The following is a 20,616-nucleotide window of genomic DNA, read 5'->3' on the forward strand; positions in this document are numbered from 1 at the left end:
CACAATCCTCCTTAAGAAACCTAAAATAAGTATAGCAGACTATACATTTATTGTATAGTTAACTATACTTATTTTTGATTGTGATAAACTTTTTTATTGATATAATAAGAAGGTACGACTTTGTTGTTTTTAGTTTTCATCATGAAAGCAATCTTCGATATTAATTATTACATGGGAGCGTGACATGAAAACAAGAATAAGAGAATTGCGAAAAGAGCGAAAAATATCTCAAGAGGAATTAGCAAAAGCGGTTCGTGTTACTCGATTAACCATTATTTCAATCGAGAATGAAAAGTACATAGCTTCTTTAATCCTTGCTTATAAGATAGCTAAGTATTTTGGATTAATGATTGAGGAAGTATTTGATTTCTCTGAGGTGGAGGAAAATGATGAATCAAAAATATAAAGCTAGGATTCAAAAACGCCTGCGTACCAAAATAGTTATAGCTGTTATTGGTGGACTTGCTGTAATAGGTATCTATATCATTAAATTGCTCAATACCACGGCAGATTTTGCTTCTATTGATACGTATATCACAGGATTTTTCTTTGGTATTGAAGGCGTCTGTGTGATGAACATAATACAGCTTAGAAAGCTGCTTAAAGACGAGAATGCGCTTGAAGAAATGGTGATCTATGAAGAAGATGAAAGAAATCAAAGTATCAAATTAAAAAGTTACAACTCCACTATAAATTTCATGATTTTGTTGCTTTCATTTGGAAGTATTATCTCATCTTTCTTCAATCAGGTTATCTTTTTCACATTGGCAAGTGTTCTTGTGGTCTTGTTAGTCGTATCTTCATTATTCAGATGGTTTTATACTAGAAACTGAGTGGGGTTCATAAGTTCTTTTCCATTTAAATAGCTGTCTCAGTAGTAGAATTCCTACTTGTGAGACAGCTCCTTTGCACCTCTTATTAACTGCATGATTTATTAGTGTCTTCCTGCTCCACCACCACTGCTAGCGCTACCTCCGCCACCAGATGAACCGCCACCGCCGGAAGAACCCCCTCCACCTGATGAGCCTCTATCATTGTCAGAGTAACTGCTGCTGGAAGAGCTTGAAGAATGTCTTCCTGCACCTCCGCCACTGCTGGAACCTCCGCCACCACGGTTCTCATTGCTTGAAGAGTAACGTCCTGCACCTCCACCTCCAGTAGATCCGCCTCCACCACTGTTTCCCCAGAAGCTTGACTGTGAGTTATTGGATGGTGTGTTTCTATGATGATGGTGGTGATTATTATGGTGATTATTATAACGTCTGTGCCAACGTCTACCATAACCGTAATCCGCTTGACCGTACCAATTCCCATACCGTCGAATATTTCTTGGACTATATGGATTAAATGGCAAGCCATACATTTCAATATATTTATTGCGTCGCGAAAGACCATATCCGAACAATATGAGCGGAGCAAATATCAATAAGTAAATTAGAAGACCCTTGCCTATACTAACACTAGTCTCCTTTGCTGAAGTGGATGTTGAGGAAGAATTGGTGGCTGTAGTGCCTCCACTATTCCCCGTAATTCCTGTGCTTCCCGTCGCTCCAACTGAATGATCCGCTCTTGCCAACAAGAAACTGTACAAAGCATTGGAAGTCGCTGTAGTTCCCGTTCCGTAATCTTTTTTCACAAATTGAGGTTCAAGTACGGTGTCCAAAATGCTGCTGATTGCATCATTGGTGAGAACCTTGTCGATGTCCTTCCCTTGAAGAACATGATAGTTGTCTCTACCTATGTCTAGCACGAGCATAACATCCTTAGGGCCAGCAGCAACGGAGGCAAACTTCATGTAGGTATACTCCTGAAGTGTTTTATCTCCTGCATTCTTAACAGTAACCACATAAATTCCGCTGCCAGTTGTAGTTTTATATCTGTTGCTAGATTCGTTCAAATAGTCCTTTGTTACTTTTTTGAGTACACCGGCATTATCGGATACATAGTTTTTAGTGCCGACATTTTCCACCCAAGTCCCACCCATGGCTTGAATAAAAGCGCCATAAGTTTTACGCGCACCGTCACTATAAGTTTTAGCTGCAAAATCCGGCTCAAGATATTGTGAGAGAATCTCTTTAATCTTACTGTTAGGCAACGTGTCCTCAATACCCTTACCTTGTACCGCCCAGTAGTCATCATCTTTTATAGAAAGCAGTAGCAAAAGCCCGTTATTCTTATCCGCAGAGCCTACACCCCAGCTATTGAATAGCGAAGTTGCATACTCTTCCATCGAAACTCCATTTGTAGAATCGACTGTCACCACTACGACTTGAGCGCCCGTATCCTGATGTAATCGAATCCCGTAGTTCACCATGTAATTTTCAGCTTTCTCGTCGATCACATTTGCGAAATCATTCACATAAAATGATCCAGTATGCTTAGGTACAGCCGTTTTGGCTGAAGTCAAAACCGGAAGAAGCAAAACACTTAACATCAGGGTGGCAAGTGTGGTAAGAAGCATTTTTTTTAAAGTTCTGTAGTTCATATGTACCTCCTGATCTATCATAATCTCTTTTATTTATCGGTTACGCATGGCTTAAGCAATAGTTCCATTTATTTCTAATCTATAAAATTTACAGTTAATTAAAAATCAACAGTCAATAACTGAAAAGTCTTACATAAAGAGATCAGCATGCTGATGTTTAGATATAGCAATAATTATAATAATGATAATCACCAAGTTAATGAGTATGGCTATAAAGAATTCTGATAATTTATTTTGATCTCTACGGAATAATAATCGATTTATCTGAAATCCTAATGATATCCCTTCACCTATTAAGTTGATTGGTAAATCTATAAACGAATAAAGAGCTATTACAAAGAGTAATTCCCAAAGTAAATGCCCAGCAAAAAAAGAGAAGATTACGATGCCAATATGTATTAAAGGCCACATTAAAATGATTGTACTGAACATGGATGTCCCTTCGATTAAAAATCCAAGCATTATTCCCACACCAATCAACAAAAAAAGAAAAATCAAAGAAGAGCCTAAGGGAACAGCCGCGTGGCTGAACAACTTTCCATCGAATTGATCAAATACTTCAATACCATATATAAAGCAAGCTATTATTAAGATGATTAGAATAATGAACTGAGAGGTTTTAGTACCCATTAGTGCTTTCATTCCCCCTGCTAACTTCCAAATTTAGCTCCATATCATCTACTTCAGAATTCCACTAATCCATATGTACTTATTTCACTATCGTAAAATCTTTCTCACTCTCATGAATAGGCAGATCACTCATAGTTACTTTCTTTACAGATGCCCGTTTCAATGATTTCATGCAATGGACTAGAAATGAGATTTGCTGTTCTTCCCCTTGCACTTCTACCTCTACACTTCCGTCTTTTAAATTTGTAACCGTACCCGTTAATCTCATTCTTTCGGCTATCGTATATATTTCCAAGCGAAATCCCACCTTTTGAACTCTACCTGAGAAAACTATTTGTTTTCTAACGACAGGGCTTGAAGGAAATTCCTGTAACTGAATACGATTTGCATGCCAAATCACATAATTATTTCTAACTTTTTTGAACACATTCATACTTCTCATACTCCCTTTTTAGAACTACTACGATTTATGCTATATTGTACCATAGCCATTGGTAAAATAAGGGGCTAAATTGATCACTCTTCAATTACTAAATACACAAAAAGACTCAGCATTCCGCTGAGCCTCCAAATTTGTATCAACTTCAAGTCATAGGTTGGTTCAAGCTATTCATTAAAATCAAACAGAGTAGTTGTTAAATAACGTTCCCCAGTATCCGGCAAAATCACTACAATCGTCTTCCCTTTATTTTCTGGACGTTTAGCAATTTCTGTAGCTGTATATACCGCGGCGCCAGACGAGATCCCTACAAGTAATCCCTCGGTCTTGGCAATTTCACGCGCTACATTAAATGCGTCTTTATTCTTCACCTGAAAAATCTCATCAACAACCTCTTGATTGTAAATCTCTGGAATGAAGTTAGCCCCAATCCCCTGAATTCCATGCGCACTAGGCCGGCCACCAGATAATACTGGTGAATCAAACGGTTCGATAGCGACGATATGTACCGAAGGGTTCTTAGCCTTCAAAGCTTCCCCAACCCCTGATATGGTACCTCCAGAACCAACGCCCGCAATAAAAATATCTACATTTCCATCAGTATCCCGCCAAATTTCCTCTGCAGTTGTCGTTCTGTGAATTTCAAGGTTAGCAGGGTTACTGAACTGTTGTGGAATGAATGCATGTGGAATTTCCGCTGCCAATTCCTCCGCCTTTTTCAATGCACCGCTCATCCCTTCAGCTCCAGGTGTTAATACAAGCTTAGCACCAAGTGCAGCCATCACCTTACGGCGTTCAATACTGAATGTATCCGGAAGAACAATAATCAACGGGTACCCAAGGCTGGTCGCAGCCATTGCAAGGCCAATGCCGGTGTTGCCACTTGTTGGCTCAATAATTACAGAATCTTTATGAATTAAGCCTTTATCCTCAGCATCTTTGATCATCGCATAGCCTATACGATCCTTGACGCTACCTCCAGGATTAAAAGACTCTAGCTTGGCAAGGATCTTTGCTTCAACGTTCTGAGATTTACTATATTTCGAAATTTCCAATAACGGTGTATTACCAATCAAATCTGTTACGCTTTTATATATATTAGCCATAATATACTCCTCATTTCTTATTACCCCATCAACTTACTTAGTATTAAGTCTAACAGGATTTAGAGGATTTTCAACCTGTTGTACTACGTTTTATTGAAACACTAGACTCTCGCACAATTAAACGCGGATCAAGCTGCACCCTTTGGTAGTCGCCCGTAATATTATCCTGAATGCGTTGCAAAAGAAGCTGAGTAGCTAATCGGGCTACTTCATTTCCCATGATAGAGACCGAACTAATCTGCGGACTTGTAATGGTTGTCCATGCGTTATTATCCACCCCTACCACTGCCACATCCTCAGGAACACGAACGCCTAACTCTTTAAACCGGTTTACGATCCCTATAGCGACCATGTCATTCACAGCATATATTGCATCTGGCATATGAGTCAGGCTATAGAAATAATCTGCGGCTTGTACTCCCGTTTGCAGGGAGAAATCCTCTCCAAAATAAACTAAAGAAATATCCACTTGACTTAATGCCTGCTGATAGGCAAGATAACGATCCTCAATGAGTTCCTTCTGAGCTCCTGCGTAAGCAATTCTAGTTCGACCAATACTGTTTAGATGTTCCATGATTAGCTGGCCCTCAAAACGTGACAGGCTTACGATATCCGCTTTCACATTCTCTGTAATGCGTTTCCCGTAGTTAATGATGGAGACAGGAACACTCGATTTATTGATTAGCTCTACCATAGTCTTCGGATACGCAAGAGGCATGATAATGAGTCCATCAACATGTAATTTCTTGATCTCACGAATCGTTTCGAGCTCTGTCCGCGGATTTCCGGAAGTATTAATCTGAATGACTCGATAGCCGTCCTGTTTAGCTGCTTGCTCCACGGACCAGGCGATATCTGGAATAATGGCATTTCGAATGTCGGGAACGGCCAGAGCAATTTGCTTCGTTTGGCGAATCTTCAGACTTTGTGCAGAGGTATTAGGTGTAAAACCCATCTCCTCAATCACTTGCAGTACTAATGCCTTAGTCTTGGAACTAATTCCCTCCGAATTATTAATTGCTCTTGAAACAGTAGCAATACCTACTCCCGCTCGTTTCGCTACATCTTCTATGGTTACTTTGTTTTTATTAGCCAAGTTGATAGTCTCCTCATTTTCGGAATCGTTTCCGTAATCACAGCTATTATTATATCTATCCGTCTCATTCAAGCCGTTTTTCCAATGTATTTATTATAACATACATGTGCTTATAAAAGCATTTACAGCAAGTACAACACAGTCTATATATGCCTGATATTACTAAGTTAAGGTGAAATTTTTCACTAATTTTCAATATTAATATTTTAGTATTTAAATTTGACAATATGAAAATTATGTGACATATTTGTTTTCGGAAACGTTTCCTCTTTTACAGGAGAAAAACACTATTTATTATCAATTAATTAATCTAGGAGATGAATGATATGCAAGCATTAAGATGGCATAACGTCAAAGATCTACGGTTAGAAACGATCGAAGAACCAGCAGCACTTGAAGGAAAAGTGAAAATCAAAATAGAATGGTGCGGGATTTGTGGCAGCGATCTTCACGAATATGTAGCCGGTCCTATTTTCATTCCCCAAGGTACAGATCATCCCCTTACTGGTGAAAAAGCGCCAGTCGTAATGGGACATGAATTCTCTGGACAAATCGTTGAAGTAGGTCAAGGCGTTAGCAAGTTTAATGTTGGTGATCGAGTTGTCGTTGAACCCGTTTTTGCATGTGGTGAATGTGTAGCTTGTCGACAAGGCAAATACAATCTTTGTGAAAAAATGGGCTTCCTAGGTTTGGCTGGAGGCGGCGGTGGATTCTCAGAATACGTTGCAGCAGACCAACATATGGTCCATAAAATTCCTGACAGCTTGTCCTATGAGCAAGGCGCTCTAGTAGAACCTTCTGCAGTTGCTCTGCATGCCGTTCGTTCCAGTCAATTGAAGGTCGGAGATAAAGCTGTAGTATTCGGCGCTGGCCCTATCGGTTTGCTTGTGATTGAAGCATTGAAAGCATCTGGCGCAGCTGAAATTTACGTAGTAGAACTTTCCGAAGAACGTAAGAGCAAAGCTGAAGAACTTGGTGGTATTGTAATCGATCCTAAGCAATATGATGTGGTCGAAGAAATTCAAAAACGTACCGATGGCGGCGTGGATGTTGCTTTTGAAGTCACAGGTGTCCCTCCCGTTCTAACACAAGCCATTAATTCCACTAAATTGAGTGGTCAAATCATGATCGTTAGTATTTTTGAAAAAGATGCTACGATTACTCCAAACAACATCGTGTTGATGGAACGCAACTTGACGGGCATCATCGGTTACCGTGATGTATTCCCGGCAGTAATTAGTCTCATGGAACAAGGTTACTTCCCTGCGGACAAACTGGTGACTAAGAGAATTAAATTGAACGAAGTGATTGAACACGGGTTCGAGGCGCTTTTGAAGGAAAAAAATCAAGTGAAAATTCTTGTAAGTCCTAAACAATAACCATAAGCAGCCAAGTTGCTGATCTATAGAGCAAGAGCCCTTCTCCATAAGAGAGGGACTCTTGACTTCTTTTATACAATTATGAGTACTTCTCATTTAATAAATAGTGCAGATTTTCTTTTACCGATGGCCATTCTTTATCCAAAATACTAAAGACAACATTATCATGAATCGAACCATCAGATCTGATTCTATGCTGGCGTAGAATCCCTTCTTTTACAGCCCCTAATCGTTCTACCGCTCTTTGTGACCTCAAGTTAGTCTTCACCACTGTAAACTCTACACGAATCAGCTTTAGCTCTTCAAAACAATAGTGAAGCAGTAATGACTTAGCCTCGGTGTTCACACTCGTTCTCCAATATTCAGGTGAGATCCACGTACATCCGATTTCAGCATGGAGATGAACCAAATCCGGATGCATGATTCGAGTGGTACCGACGATTTGTCCAGTAGCTTTTTCAATGATGACGAAGGGAATTTGCGATTCATTGTTTTGATTTGCGAATGCGGTTGTGATTAAATCCTGCACCTGCTCGTCCGACGTTATTTTTCGCCAAGTAAATTCCCAGATGTTTGGATTTCTTAATACTCTCGCTAGCCCTTCTACATGGCTTTCATCCATTGGAACCAGCTTGACTGTATTGCCCTCCAAGATTGAATTACGAGGTTGGATCATTTCGCACACCGCTCTCTTAATGATATATGTTGGATGATATCCGCAATTTCTTCTACTCGATAAGCGATATGATCTGCCCCAGCATTCTCCAATTCTTCTTTAGGTCCGTAACCAAACGTCACACCGATAGATTCTACTCCACAACCTATAGCTCCGATAATATCATGTTCGCGGTCCCCAATCATCACAGCTTCCTCCGGAAGAATAGCATTCTGATCGAGTACGTACTGTATCACGTCTTTCTTTTTAGAACGGGTGCCATCCAGATTACTACCACCGATATGCTCAAAATAATGATCTAGTTTATAATGCTCAAGAATTTGTTCAGCAAAAACAGTAGGCTTGGAGGTAGCTACATACAATGAAAATCCTTTATTCTTGAGGTCTTCCAGCAATTGCGGTATACCATCAATCACCATATTCTCCAGCATTCCAACGGTGCTGTAACGCTCACGGTAGAATACAACTGCTTGTTGCGCTTGTTCCTCTGAGAACTGATGCAGCTCAATAAATGAATCATAAAGAGGTGGGCCTATGTAAGGAAGAAGCTCATCCAAATGCTCGATCTGAATATCAAATTTGTTCAATGCGTATTCTACGCTTTTTGTTATGCCTTCTTTTGGGTCCGTTAATGTACCATCCAAATCAAATAAAATACTTTGTAGTCCTCTTCCCACTGCTGTCTTGCTCCCCTCAATTGTTATTAATGGATGTATTTATAATACATTCGTTTCTACATACTTTCCACATACTTCTCGAATACGATCAGTACGAAAGTTATTTTTATATATTGGAGGAGTATTTTATGAACATGACCCATTATATGTCTTTGCTAGCGGATAATCAGCCTTGGAACTTGATTTTATTCATGGCGATCCCCGTGATTTTTGCTGAGACGATCACCGTTACAGAGTTTATTATTTTGTTCACTAAGAACCTAAAAGGCTCGTTAAGGACCTTCAACAAAATCTGTAGCATTCTAGCCGGATTGTACTTCACAGGGGTATTTCTCTACTTGTTTCCTACCGCATTCATCCCTTTAACAATGAATGGTGAGTGGCATACATGGGTTGACGTGGTAGCCGTAGGCTTCTATTTGAGTGGAGTGCTCTTCTTATTACCGCTGGCTTTGTTAGATCTTGGCCTGATCGCTCGTAAACGAACAGCTGAACAGAAAATGAAGCTTCATTTTATACTCATCAGCGGATTCTTGGTTGTAGCGCATATCGCGATGATATTCGGGATGATCAATCCGGAAATTGTGGGCAGCATGGGTGGTATGGGCGACATGATGCACTAACTTAACATATAAAAAAAGCAGATCAAGGCTAAGCCCTTGGTCTGCTTTTCTAATGTGATGCGAAGGTTATCCCGCACTTTGAACAGGAATCACACTACGCTTCTTGCGCAATAAGAACATAAGTGGTAATCCAAACAACACGATGATAGAGCCGACTACGAATACATCATTCACACCCATAGTGAACGATAATAATCTAATCGAATCTGCATTACCTGCACCTGAACTGATCAATTCTTTAGAGTGCAGTATGGATCTTGTGGACAAAATAGAAGTGAACACCGCAATCCCCAGCGAGCTTAACACATTCCGAACCCAGTTGTTGATCGATGTGGCATGACCTGACCATTCGACTGGAATTTCCTCCATAGATGCTGTGCTACTCGGAACGTTAGCTAATCCAATTCCTAAATTCCGAACAACCATTGCCCACATAATGAAGCTGTAAGAAACATTTGTATGCAGCCGACTCATCATGAATAACCCAATGAAAATAAATAAAATACCAGCAGAAATTAACTTCACGGGTCCAAACTTTGGATACATCTTACCCACGATTGGACTAAGTAAAGCTAGAAGAATCGAAGATGGCAATAAGATAAGCCCCGTTTTAAGCGTTGTTGCTCCTTCTACCGTTTGTAAGAACAATGGAGTTAAGTAGGTTCCAGCATACATTGCTATCGTCACCAAACTATAGATACTAAGCATGGCAGTAAAGCGGCGGTTACGGAAAACACGCAGATTCAGCAGAGGTACTTCCGCCCTCAGCTCGTGCAAGACGAAGAATACTAAAAGTACGATCCCCACAAGTATTAAGGATAGGGTCTTCCATGAGCCCCACCCCCAGCTATTGCCTTGGCTAAATGCGGTTAATAAAGATAAGCTGCCAAGTACAACAGTTAGGAATCCAGGAATATCAAATGATTTCGGAACATTCATTCGATAGTATGGAATTAACGTTACGGTAAGAATAATAGCAATGATCCCAATGGGAATGTTAATTAAAAATAACCAGTGCCAGCTGGCATACTGAAGTAACCATCCGCTAAACGTCGGACCAATGGCTGGGGCAACCATAGCGGACAGTGACCACAGGCTTACGGCGAAAGGTCTGCGTTCAGCTGGAATCACTTGGAATATAATCGTCATCGTACAAGCCATAATCAGCCCGCTGCAAGAACCTTGAAGCATTCTGAATACAATCAGAGAGGTTGGATTCCAAGCTATTGCACAGAGTAAAGAGAACATGGTGAATCCCATCAGAGCGAATAGATACAGTCGCTTATAGCTGAATCTACCACCAAGATATCCGGCAAGTGGTGCAGTTACTCCCGTTGCTAGCATAAAACCTGTAACCATCCACTGCATAGTGTTCAGGTTCGAATGGAAATGATTCATTAAAAGAGGAACAGCTATGTTGATGGTCGTTGTACTTAAGACAGAGACGAAGTTACCGAAGAATATGGCAATCATTATAGGCCAAAAATGAATTTTACTTTCTTGTTTAACGTCCACGCTACCCCTCCTTATCTTTTTATATGTCTACTTTTACATATATAATTTAACTTAAATAATGTTATAATCGTATGGATAATATGTCAATGATGACATATCCCCAAAAATCACAATGAAAACGGATTTATAATAACTGGAGGGCTTCAGAGTAATGAATACACTGTCTTATGGACTTCTTGCTTTACTTAGTGCTAACTCGTTGTCTGGATATGAATTAACACAGAATATCAAACCGTTATGGCGAGCAGGACATAGTCAAATCTACCCTCTTCTAATGAGCATGGAGCAGCAAGGTTACATTTCATATCAGCTCATTGAGCAGTCGGATAAGCCGAATAAAAAGGAATATTCCATTACGGAAGCAGGACTTGAGCAATTGCGGAGATGGGTGGAGACTCCAGCAGAGCCTCCAGTTCTACGGGACGAGCTACATTTTAAGCTGTATAGTCTATGGCTCTCCAAACCCGAGGAAGCAAAGGATCTTCTACAAAAACGAGCGGAATTTTGTAAAAGTGAGCTAGAACGATACAAGGTCTTGCTGAAAGCTAACGAAGTCTTACGTGATGAACGAGGTGAGACTCGTGAATTAAAAGCAACGACTTTTGGACGCTATTTACTCATTCGGAAACGAGTGCTCGATATGGAGAGCTCTATACAATTTTGCGAGTGGGCACTTGAAGAGCTTGAGCCAGCAAAATAGCGTTAGTTGATATCAAGTAAAAAGAGACTTCGCGTATACACGTTAAGTCTCTTTTAGCTCTTACTTTTCGGTTTTCGGTAATCTAGGCAGCTGTACCTCGCAACGGGTTCCAATTCCAGGCTGACTTGCAATTCGAATATTCCCACCGTGTAATTCTACAAGCTTTTTAACAATGGATAGCCCAAGACCTGTACCCCCATATTGCCTGGATCGTGATTTCTCAACTCTGTAGAATCGTTCAAAGACATAGGGTAGTTCTTCCTCAGGAATACCTATTCCGGTATCTTCCACAATAAATAAAACGGAATCCCCGTCGACTTCCTCATCTACGTGGACAGTAATCTCACCTTCATCCGTATAACGGATCGCATTCTCCAGAAGATTCATCATAATCTGTTCCATACGCTTTTCATCTCCACGAACCCTATACGAATCTCCATGATACGTAATCTTCAGCGGAAGTCCCTTTTCTTTAGCTTTCAATTCCACCCTACGTACAGCTTGTTCTGTCATGTGCTTAAGATCTATCCAGTCTAGCGTAAGTGTGATTTTACCTTCTTCCATCTTTGCCAGTTCAAATAAATCTTCTACCAGATGCTCAAGCCGATGCGCTTCCTCGTGGATAATATCCAAATACAGATCTCGTTCCCCTTCAGTCTCATAAAGTCTATCCTTTACGACCTTGGTGTAACCCTTTAAATAGGTGATGGGTGTTCGCAGCTCATGAGAAATGTTGGCTAGAAATTCCTGACGTGTATCCCTGTATCTTTGCAGATCTACAGCAAGGTCATTAATAGCTCCTGCCAAAAATCCGATTTCATCGTTACTTCGTATGGAAAGTCTAGTTTCCAATTCACCGGCAGCGATTTTTCTTGTCGCCTTCTGCATCTTGATCAGCGGCCTGGATAACAACAAACTAATTATTCCCGTGATCCCTAGTGCCAATATAAAGGCCCCAATTCCTGCGAGCAACAGTAGGTTACGGATAGAAGCCAAGGATTGCTTCATGTTCTCTGTAGAGGACATTACATATAGTGCAGACTGGATGGTTTGACCCTTTGAAATTGGTTTTCCAGTGATGAAATATCTGTGTCCAGTAGGATCTGTATACTCAAAATTCACACTTTTTCCGGCAAATATCCGACTAATATCCGAAGCATTTATGAATGAACGATCTGCGCTGTCATGAACACCCGAATGGAGAATGACACTACCGTCTTTTGAAATATTAAATATACTCACGTCCGAAAACTCTGCAAAAGTACTCATCATCTGCTCGTTTGAACTATCCGGTGATTCAGCCATTCCGATAAAATGCGAGGTTAGCTCCTCGGTTTCTTTTTGCATCTCGTTGTAATAAAAACTGGTAAACATTCGGTCTATCGTTATCCCAAGAATAAGCAAAACAACTAAAAAAACAGACATAATGACTGACCCGAGCTTCAATCCGATAATATTATTCTTCATAGATGATTACCTGGGATCTCGAATTTATAGCCTAACCCCCATACCGTTTGAACAGGATTATAAGACAGGCCCGCCTTATGTAATTTCTCGCGAATATTCTTAATATGCGTGTCGATGACACGGTTCTCACCCTCATAATCATTGCCCCATAAACGCTCCACTAGTTCTTCTCTCGTAAAGACACGGTGCGCATTTTGCGCCAAGGCCGTTAGCAGATCTAATTCCTTGAGTGTAAACTCAACTGCTGTATCTAGAATATGTACCTCACGAGCGTCTGGGTAAATCGCTAGGTCTGGGTAGGTCAGAACCTTTTTGACAGGTGGTTGGGTCGATGTAAGTATTGAACGCCGTACCAAAGAATAAATTCTTGCCACTAATTCCTCCGGCTCGAACGGTTTGGTGAGATAGTCATCCGCCCCTATACCGAGACCACGTACCTTATCCTTAGTTTCCGAGCGAGCTGTCAGCATTAGAACGGGGACAGAGCTTACCTCTCTAACGGCTTTACAAACCTGCCAGCCATCCATATCTGGCATCATCACATCCAGCAGGATTAGATCAAAGTTCTGTTGTTTCAGCAAAGTGAGTGCCTCATGCCCCGTTGACGCTTCTCTAGTCGTTATGCCTTCTTTTGTTAAATAAATCCGAATTAAATTCCGCATGTTCCATTCATCGTCAACGATCAGTACCTGAAGCTTATTCAAATTGTTCACCCTCTTCGTGGCCTAGTTCTTCTTATTATACAAAATAAACACAGAACAAGCCGACATCATTGTTAATGATGCCAGCCTGTCGTACCCTTAGTGACCGGAATGTGGATTGCCTCCTGCAGCCGGTGAGATTTCCAGCATATCATCGATTTCGCTTTGGGCACTTTCTTTTATTGTGTTGATGTCCCCGGTTAACCAAGCATGATTATAGGGGCCTTCTGCTGGTGAATCTTGAAATTTAGGTTGAAGGGTCATCATGTATTCCATCTCGGAATCTGGCAACCCGTCTTTTTCCGTAAAGATAAGCGGTGCGTGTTTCCCTAAATGCGAAAAAGGTGCAGCGGCGATCGCCAGCATCGTTGAATCGGTAGTCAACAAAGACAAGTTATGTCCAGGTGTTGTTATACCCCAGCCGAATCCGTTGCTAGCATCCTTAAAAGCAGCAAAAGCAATGGCATTCTCATAAGCGTCTTTTCCAGCTATACGAGTTACTGTTCCGTATTCTTGTAATTGCTTTTCTACAGCTATTGATACAGCATCTTCAGGCCCTAAGATATAAATCGTAGCCGAACCTCCACGTTCTTTCAGAGCATCAACCGTAGGGTCTGGAATTTTATCTTTTGTTACATAGAGAAGCGGCTCCGGCATATGGGCGATCCAATTCACTGCAGGCAGTGTATACTCAGGACTATCCATAGAACCTACAATGACTGCCTTTGGAAGTTCACCGGAAGCTTTTGCATAATAAGTATCAATGGCTTGTGCTACAGCTGCCGGCTCATCCCCTTCAATTCGGTCTACTTTCAGATCCAGTGTCTTTAATTGTTCTTCGACATTGGAAGCCATGGGTCCGACGAGCACTACTTGTACACCATTATTACCTTCTGCGCCTAAAGGATTCAATCGCTTAAGTTCTGCTAACGTTGCCTCAGGGACACCCTCTTTCGTTGTAAAAAGAATGGGGCCATTATTCGGATGATGGATCAAATCCGCACTAACCGCGGCAATCTGCCAATTGCTCACATCCGTTAATACTACACTTGAAGGCCTGTTGTTCTTCGTCTGTGCGGACCATAGGGTTTGTGAAACGATAACTGCTGCCTCAGTAGGGTCAGAAGTGTTTATACGAGTTGTGTTTTTTGTTGCGATCCAAGGTTGATCCACTGACGATATAGAAGCTTGCTTCTCTGATCCAGATGGGGCATTATTGCTCGATTGACAGCCAGCTAACACTGCACTTAGAAGCAATGTAACAGCAACTATGGGTATGATTTTTTTCATTCTAAACCCTCCATTTTGATTTTCTCGCTTGATTTAGAGTAGTTTAGTCTATAAATGTGTAGAAAGTATGTAGAATTTAAAATAAATAAAATTTGTATATTGATGCAAAAAGAGCATCCGTAAGCCACGAACGACTTAGGATGCTCATATCACTTTAGAAATTCCGTTTCAGCGATTACCAGTGTTTAGCGATAAAGGTGTCCCGTCCGGATTGCTCTCGATCCTCTTTATAATGCTTGGGATTCTTATGATGATAGTCCTGATGATATTCTTCCGCTCGATAAAAGGTTGGCGCTGGAAGGATTTCCGTCACGACGGGTCCTGAGAATCTGCCACTCTCAGCCACCTGCTCCTTCGAGGCAAGGGCTGCTAAACGTTGTTCTTCGTTATAGTAAAAGATGGCTGTCCGGTATTGTGTTCCTCTATCCTGAAATTGTCCACCATCATCCGTGGGATCAATCTGAGGCCAATATAATTCAAGCAGCTTCTCGTATGAAAAAAGCGCTGGATCAAACGTAATTTGTACCACCTCGTAATGTCCTGTTGTTCCTGTTTTGACTTCTTCGTAAGTTGGGTTCTCGGTTAATCCTCCAGCATATCCCGATACAATCCCTTGGATACCTGGTAACTCCTCAAACGGAGTAACCATGCACCAAAAACAACCACCTGCAAACATTGCTTGTTCCATATGTTCAAGTCTCTCCCTATCCATCATCATCTAGTAAATAACATATGCTATGACGATAATGCTTATAGGTTATAAAGTCAAAGGAAATCAACCATTAATATTCGAATTCAATGCTTTAAGACGTTATAATATAACAAACAACGGAATTAGAAAGGAACAACCTATGAATAAAAATCGCTTGGGCCAGTCCGATTTGTATGTAAGCGAAGTAGGACTCGGGTGCATGTCCTTAGGTACGGATGAAGCAAAGGCCATTTCCATCGTCCATGAAGCGCTCGATCAAGGCATTAACTTTTTAGATACAGCTGATCTGTATGATGAGGGCCGTAATGAAGAGATCATTGCTAAGGCGATTCGCCACCGCCGCGGTGAGGTGATATTGAGCACAAAAGTGGGTAACCGCAGAATTCCAGATCAAGAAGGCTGGAGCTGGGATCCATCGAAATCCTATATTAAATCCGCAGTCAAAGACAGTCTTAGACGTCTCCAAACGGATTATATCGATCTGTATCAGCTGCATGGCGGAACGATTGATGATCCGATGGATGAGACTATTGAAGCCTTTGAAGAACTTAAGCAAGAGGGTCTAATCCGATATTATGGGATCTCCTCTATTCGACCTAATGTCATTAGAGAGTATGTAAAAAAATCAAACATAATCAGTGTAATGAGCCAATACAGCATTCTAGATCGACGCCCTGAGGAAGAAATTCTCCCTCTGCTGGCCGAGCATGGGATCAGTCTAATTGCCCGGGGTCCTTTGGCGGGTGGCATCCTTTCGGAGAATGGCCGCAGCAAGGCAGAGAAGAAGTACTTGAATTACAGTAGTGAGGAACTTCTGAAATTGCATGATCAGCTTGTGCAGGAAACGAGTCACTCTCGTCCCCTATCACAAACGGCACTTCACTATCCGCTTGGTCATCCGTCAGTAGCAGTTATTATCCCAGGTGCGAGTAACATGGAGCAATTGAAGGATAATGTAACGGCTGCTAAGTCAGCCTCACTAGCTTCGGAGGAAATCGAAATGATCCGTGAATTGAGTAAAGCGAACCGCTACACACTGCATCTGTAGAGGTAGTTCCTCATTAATAAAGTTCAGAGCGCCAGTTAAGTAACTGACGCTCTTTGTTATTTTCTTTTACCGATGTATAACAAATGTGATGAAATCCCCAAGATAAAGGGATCATTAGCTTTGGAGATAAGGAAGTTAATCAAGCCTTCATTCCCCTCTTGGTGAGCCCAATACTGCTGCTGCTCTGCAGATAACATAGCTGCAATGCTTGATGAACCAATTAAATCTATCGACTCAAATCCATTCCTCTCCATGAAAGGCTGAATCTCATCAATGTTAAAATAATAAGCACCTGTAAATCGGCCCTTGTCACTATGATTAAAGATTCCACTCTCATAGAACTCATGGATGGTGTTCATATTATCGTTCGGCTTCCACTGCTGCGGGGATTGTAAGGAATTAATGGTCATTCTCATTCGACTTTGAAAAGCCACAAATACTATGCCATCCTGCTTGGTCACGCGATGCAACTCTTTTACTGCGAAAATTCGTTCCTCTTCCTTCTGCAAATGATACAAAGGACCAAGCATCAATGAAACATCATAATTCTCATTAGGTATTCCTTCTAAATCTATAGCATTCAAGTTATGAAACCCGTCAAATTGCTCAGTTAATTCTAGTGCAGCTGCCTTTTCAATTGCTACTTCAACTAATTTAGGTGTTATATCTGAAAGGGTTACTGTATATCCGAGCTTAGCCAGTTCCATCGTGTATTTACCCGGTCCTGCACCATTATCCAGCACCTTCCCAGCTGAGGGCATATATTTCTTGATATAATGGAGATTAATAATGAACTCTAAGGGTTCTCTGTCCAGCCTGCCCCACTCGTCAAAGCTAGAGTAATAATCAATAATATTGCTCATCAACATAACACCTGCCTCTTTTGAAATATATTATCTTCGATATGTCGAAATTTTTCTATAGTTCTTTCTTACATTTTACCATTATAAAATTGATTGAAGGTTTATTCATCATGTTCTTATTAGGCTCATCTATTTCTGAAAACTCAACCAGTCCATATGGTTCGAAATCTTGTGTGATGGTGTCAGAATCATAAAAGAACATTTTCACACCATCCTTCGTCTCAAAATAATCTTTGTCTAATGGTTCGCCCTTTCCAAACATTGGGGCTTTTTTTGAAACCGTTGTAAAAATCATATATCCATTTGGTTTTAACTGATTGTAGCAATCTTGAATAAACTTTTCTCTCTCCTGATGATTCAATAGATGAATAAGGGCATGGCAAAATATACCGTCATAGCGTTTATTATCAAAAGGCATGTCAGATACTGAACCATGAAAAATGCTTATATCAAGTCCGTTTTGCCTCGCCAAATCAATCGCTGTTTGGGAAATATCAATCCCTGTTACATTTATTCCACTCTCAATAAAAACCTTTGCATTTCTGCCATACCCAATACCTGGTACTAATATGTCCTTAACATTCTTTTCAAGGAAAAAGTCCTTAGTCACGATAGCGGAGTCTGTAGGCTCAAATCCCCACATCATTTGTTTTTCAATAAAGCTTGATTCCCAGAATTCCGTCATACCTCATTCTCCTTTATATTAAAGTCATTACGGATTTATATTATCTTTAATAGTTCCAAAAAAAGAACGGATCTTCACTCCGTCTTCATTGTTTTCGCCAAATCTGCAATTTTCTTGTTCTTCAAGTACTGCTCCATCTGTCTCTCAGCGTCAATCACAACCTGTTGAATCAGACACTCGCTACCGTGATCCAGGCTACATTCGAACAAAGAAGCAGTCCCTTCGATCGCATGGATAATATCCAGAAAGGAGATATCTTCCGACTTCCGTCTAAGACGATACCCACCGTTTGCGCCAGGTGCAGATTGAATCAATCCAGCCTTCACTAGCTTGGTCATCATTTTCGACAGATAGGTTTGCGAAACCCCCAGCTTCTCAGCAAGTAATTGAACACCTACGGGCTTATCGGACGCCGCCGTCACCAGATAAAGCATTGCATGAAGCGCATAGTCTGTCGCTTGGGAATATTTCATTCAGCACCTCCATTAACGACTTTGAAAATCTATAATAACTCTAATCGCCCAAAAAGACAATCATCACTCCGTAGAATTTCATCGGATTTACTTAGAAGTTCTCAAATATTTATTCTATGGAGTGCACTTCAAGACTTACAAATTATTTTGTAAGTCTTTGACTAAATAAAGTAATAAATCGTCATCAACGATTACTGACTTCCCGGGTATGACTGGAACATTATTATAAGTCATCCCTCTACCGTCCAAGACATATCCACGAGAAGTATACATTCTTTGTGCATTACCATAATCTTTGTAGAGCCCTACCCCTAGCCCTATAAATCTAGAAGTCTTAGCCGCAATCAGTTCTAATTCATCCAATAATTTACTCGCAATCTGCTTTCTTCTATACTCTGGGAAGATATTCAAGTCGTTAATTTCTGGTATATTATCATCTCTAAAAAAAGGATACTTTGATTCAAAAAGTAAATGACAGCACCCTGCTACGGAATCATTATAATATACTATTAATGTTACTCGTTTATTAGTTTGGTTCTCTTCAAGGCAATTAAGATAATAATCTCCACGTTGATACCATTTAAATTGTTCAGCAAATTTTTGATCTAGTAATTCAGCTTCTTCGATTGTGGTAAGTCTTGTGATATTAATAATATGAATCACCCTTATGTAATTAGATTATATTTGGTTGAAACATAAACGGCTCCCCATCCAGATAGGCTTTCAATATCGCCTGTGCATAGGGCTGCTCTTCGATTAGACCTTCGATCTCAAGCGCAATATCGGCATGGAAGCTGTATGCCTCGATGATCGACATGATGAAGAAACTCTCTAATATCGGAATCGAATTCTCGTCCATTGTTCTGACCTGTTGATACCCCTCTATGAAAGCCTCTCTCTGAAGAGGAAGTAACCCCATGATCGACTGAGCCATGTCATAGAGATGATAACCGAAACCACATCTACCGAAATCGATAGCAAACGGTTCATCTTCGTGAAAAACGACATTTCTATTGTGTAAGTCAGCATGAATCATCCCATAATTACTTCCAGTCGGTTCCAACCTTTTGAGATGATCTGCCACTTTAGCTGCGGCCATGGTGTACAACCCAAAAGCTTCATCTGAAATGAAATGCTGGTAATGTACCTGCAAATGCTCCCAATCCCGTTGAAAGCTCTCTCCGCCCCAAATAGGGCGTGTAAAGTCTTTGGATGGACAAAAATCGTCGCTGGCCTCGTGAAGTTTCGCTAGCAGTGCCCCCATTTTCTGGACGCTCTCAGCCGTAAGCGCCCTTTTATCCAATCGCTCACCCTCGATCCATCTCAGCAAAGAAACATAATATTTTTGCCCGCCACCTGAAGAAGAATCAGTGACAGAAGCCCCTACTCGGTTCAGTATGGCTTCAGGTACGACAAAACTCTTATTTCTAAGAAACGCCAACCACTTCAATTCGGATTCGATTTCCTCACGTGACTTGCTCATCGGGTGAATGCGGAGCAAGAATTTTTCTCCCTCGCTGCTCTCTATTCGGAAAGTAACATGCTCAGATACTTGGATAAAATGGATGGAACTCCAGTCCACCTCATATTCCTGCACAACGTTAAGTGCTAATTGTTTGGTTAGCTTCAGCGTAAGACTCCGATTTATCTCACTATCAATTCGAAAGCCGTTGTTCATTGTGAATCCCCTTTTTTAACGTTCTTGAATGAAGTGAAGGGCTACCATCTGGCAGCCCTTCAGAAGTAAACTACCGTTACCCGCTATTGCGAAGTATCACATTTAACAATTATAGCAACTCAGAAAAGATATTGAGGGTAATAAACAATTATAGCTAAACTGACCATTAGCCCAAAAAAGCTGGCTACCGATCAGTCAACAGCCTTTATATTGAGCCTTTGTTTCCTTTTGACAATGGAAATAAATTATTCTAATTTTAAAGAATGGTAGTTATTTCTTATGCAGTTAAAGCCAGAATAGACAGTTATGATTAATGCGATATAGATTAAGATTTGATCGACAGGAACATATGCTATGAAAGTAAATGGATGGT

Annotated in this window: 23 protein-coding genes; 6 read left to right on the forward strand and 17 right to left on the reverse strand. The window is 40.8% G+C overall.

Features of this window, described 5'->3' with window-relative positions; translation table 11 throughout:
- Positions 1-184 precede the first annotated feature (184 nt).
- A complete protein-coding gene (locus L1028_RS18265; protein WP_234536683.1) occupies positions 185-406 on the forward strand; it encodes a helix-turn-helix transcriptional regulator in 222 nt (73 codons plus the stop codon).
- Positions 387-833, forward strand: a complete 447-nt coding sequence (locus L1028_RS18270; RefSeq protein WP_234536686.1) for a hypothetical protein — start codon at positions 387-389, stop codon at positions 831-833. Before L1028_RS18265 ends, L1028_RS18270 begins: the two co-directional genes overlap by 20 nt.
- A 101-nt stretch (positions 834-934) precedes the next feature.
- On the opposite strand, the gene L1028_RS18275 is transcribed toward L1028_RS18270, so the two are convergent.
- The 5 genes from L1028_RS18275 to L1028_RS18295 form a co-directional block, all read right to left on the reverse strand.
- Positions 935-2,485, reverse strand: coding sequence for a TPM domain-containing protein (locus tag L1028_RS18275; RefSeq protein ID WP_234536691.1), 1,551 nt, complete (start codon positions 2,483-2,485; stop codon positions 935-937).
- A gap of 129 nt (positions 2,486-2,614) precedes the next feature.
- Positions 2,615-3,127 carry a hypothetical protein gene (locus L1028_RS18280; protein WP_234536695.1) on the reverse strand — a complete coding sequence of 171 codons (513 nt, stop codon included), beginning with the start codon at positions 3,125-3,127 and terminating at the stop codon, positions 2,615-2,617.
- A 67-nt stretch (positions 3,128-3,194) separates the two neighbouring features.
- Complete coding sequence (locus tag L1028_RS31325; protein WP_341482563.1) at positions 3,195-3,557, reverse strand: acylphosphatase; 363 nt, start codon at positions 3,555-3,557, stop codon at positions 3,195-3,197.
- Positions 3,558-3,721: 164 nt separating this feature from the next.
- Complete coding sequence (gene cysK / locus L1028_RS18290; protein ID WP_234536701.1) at positions 3,722-4,660, reverse strand: cysteine synthase A; 939 nt, start codon at positions 4,658-4,660, stop codon at positions 3,722-3,724.
- A gap of 70 nt (positions 4,661-4,730) precedes the next feature.
- Positions 4,731-5,756: a LacI family DNA-binding transcriptional regulator gene (locus tag L1028_RS18295; protein WP_234536704.1), complete on the reverse strand. Its 1,026-nt coding sequence runs from the start codon at positions 5,754-5,756 to the stop codon at positions 4,731-4,733.
- Between the two features lie 326 nt (positions 5,757-6,082).
- Between L1028_RS18295 and L1028_RS18300 the strand changes: the two genes are divergently transcribed.
- Positions 6,083-7,135 carry a 2,3-butanediol dehydrogenase gene (locus tag L1028_RS18300; protein ID WP_234536707.1) on the forward strand — a complete coding sequence of 351 codons (1,053 nt, stop codon included), beginning with the start codon at positions 6,083-6,085 and terminating at the stop codon, positions 7,133-7,135.
- A 79-nt stretch (positions 7,136-7,214) separates the two neighbouring features.
- On the opposite strand, the gene L1028_RS18305 is transcribed toward L1028_RS18300, so the two are convergent.
- Positions 7,215-7,787, reverse strand: a complete 573-nt coding sequence (locus L1028_RS18305) for a GNAT family N-acetyltransferase (protein WP_234536710.1) — start codon at positions 7,785-7,787, stop codon at positions 7,215-7,217.
- A gap of 20 nt (positions 7,788-7,807) precedes the next feature.
- Positions 7,808-8,488: an HAD family hydrolase gene (locus L1028_RS18310; RefSeq protein WP_234536712.1), complete on the reverse strand. Its 681-nt coding sequence runs from the start codon at positions 8,486-8,488 to the stop codon at positions 7,808-7,810.
- Positions 8,489-8,616: 128 nt separating this feature from the next.
- Between L1028_RS18310 and L1028_RS18315 the strand changes: the two genes are divergently transcribed.
- On the forward strand, positions 8,617-9,111 hold the full coding sequence (locus L1028_RS18315) for a DUF6803 family protein (protein ID WP_234536716.1): 495 nt from the start codon (positions 8,617-8,619) through the stop codon (positions 9,109-9,111).
- 66 nt (positions 9,112-9,177) lie between these two features.
- Here L1028_RS18315 and L1028_RS18320 read toward each other — a convergent pair whose 3' ends face one another.
- The gene (locus tag L1028_RS18320) at positions 9,178-10,626 is read right to left on the reverse strand and encodes an MDR family MFS transporter (protein ID WP_234536721.1); all 1,449 of its coding nucleotides are present in this window, start codon (positions 10,624-10,626) and stop codon (positions 9,178-9,180) included.
- A gap of 151 nt (positions 10,627-10,777) precedes the next feature.
- Between L1028_RS18320 and L1028_RS18325 the strand changes: the two genes are divergently transcribed.
- On the forward strand, positions 10,778-11,326 hold the full coding sequence (locus L1028_RS18325; RefSeq protein WP_234536724.1) for a PadR family transcriptional regulator: 549 nt from the start codon (positions 10,778-10,780) through the stop codon (positions 11,324-11,326).
- A gap of 60 nt (positions 11,327-11,386) precedes the next feature.
- Here the strand turns inward: L1028_RS18325 and L1028_RS18330 are convergent, their stop codons facing one another.
- The 4 genes from L1028_RS18330 to msrA form a co-directional block, all read right to left on the reverse strand.
- The gene (locus L1028_RS18330; protein ID WP_234536727.1) at positions 11,387-12,793 is read right to left on the reverse strand and encodes a sensor histidine kinase; all 1,407 of its coding nucleotides are present in this window, start codon (positions 12,791-12,793) and stop codon (positions 11,387-11,389) included.
- The gene (locus L1028_RS18335; RefSeq protein WP_234536729.1) at positions 12,790-13,497 is read right to left on the reverse strand and encodes a response regulator transcription factor; all 708 of its coding nucleotides are present in this window, start codon (positions 13,495-13,497) and stop codon (positions 12,790-12,792) included. The genes L1028_RS18330 and L1028_RS18335 overlap by 4 nt, the downstream gene beginning before the upstream one ends.
- A 96-nt stretch (positions 13,498-13,593) precedes the next feature.
- On the reverse strand, positions 13,594-14,784 hold the full coding sequence (locus L1028_RS18340) for a cell wall-binding repeat-containing protein (RefSeq protein WP_234536731.1): 1,191 nt from the start codon (positions 14,782-14,784) through the stop codon (positions 13,594-13,596).
- Positions 14,785-14,959: 175 nt separating this feature from the next.
- The gene (msrA, locus tag L1028_RS18345; protein ID WP_234536750.1) at positions 14,960-15,472 is read right to left on the reverse strand and encodes a peptide-methionine (S)-S-oxide reductase MsrA; all 513 of its coding nucleotides are present in this window, start codon (positions 15,470-15,472) and stop codon (positions 14,960-14,962) included.
- Between the two features lie 163 nt (positions 15,473-15,635).
- On the opposite strand from msrA, the gene L1028_RS18350 reads away from it, so the two are divergent.
- A complete protein-coding gene (locus L1028_RS18350; RefSeq protein ID WP_234536753.1) occupies positions 15,636-16,544 on the forward strand; it encodes an aldo/keto reductase in 909 nt (302 codons plus the stop codon).
- A 56-nt stretch (positions 16,545-16,600) separates the two neighbouring features.
- Here L1028_RS18350 and L1028_RS18355 read toward each other — a convergent pair whose 3' ends face one another.
- From L1028_RS18355 to L1028_RS18375, 5 genes are all read right to left on the reverse strand, one after another.
- Positions 16,601-17,407 carry a class I SAM-dependent methyltransferase gene (locus L1028_RS18355; protein WP_234537190.1) on the reverse strand — a complete coding sequence of 269 codons (807 nt, stop codon included), beginning with the start codon at positions 17,405-17,407 and terminating at the stop codon, positions 16,601-16,603.
- Between the two features lie 55 nt (positions 17,408-17,462).
- A complete protein-coding gene (locus L1028_RS18360; RefSeq protein ID WP_234536756.1) occupies positions 17,463-18,092 on the reverse strand; it encodes a class I SAM-dependent methyltransferase in 630 nt (209 codons plus the stop codon).
- Between the two features lie 74 nt (positions 18,093-18,166).
- Positions 18,167-18,565, reverse strand: coding sequence for an RrF2 family transcriptional regulator (locus L1028_RS18365; protein ID WP_234536759.1), 399 nt, complete (start codon positions 18,563-18,565; stop codon positions 18,167-18,169).
- A gap of 135 nt (positions 18,566-18,700) precedes the next feature.
- Complete coding sequence (locus tag L1028_RS18370) at positions 18,701-19,228, reverse strand: GNAT family N-acetyltransferase (protein ID WP_234536762.1); 528 nt, start codon at positions 19,226-19,228, stop codon at positions 18,701-18,703.
- Between the two features lie 10 nt (positions 19,229-19,238).
- Complete coding sequence (locus tag L1028_RS18375) at positions 19,239-20,243, reverse strand: phosphotransferase enzyme family protein (RefSeq protein ID WP_234536782.1); 1,005 nt, start codon at positions 20,241-20,243, stop codon at positions 19,239-19,241.
- Between the last annotated feature and the right edge of the window lie 373 nt (positions 20,244-20,616).

This window comes from Paenibacillus pseudetheri (assembly GCF_924513355.1).
Taxonomy (GTDB): domain Bacteria; phylum Bacillota; class Bacilli; order Paenibacillales; family Paenibacillaceae; genus Paenibacillus_AQ; species Paenibacillus_AQ pseudetheri.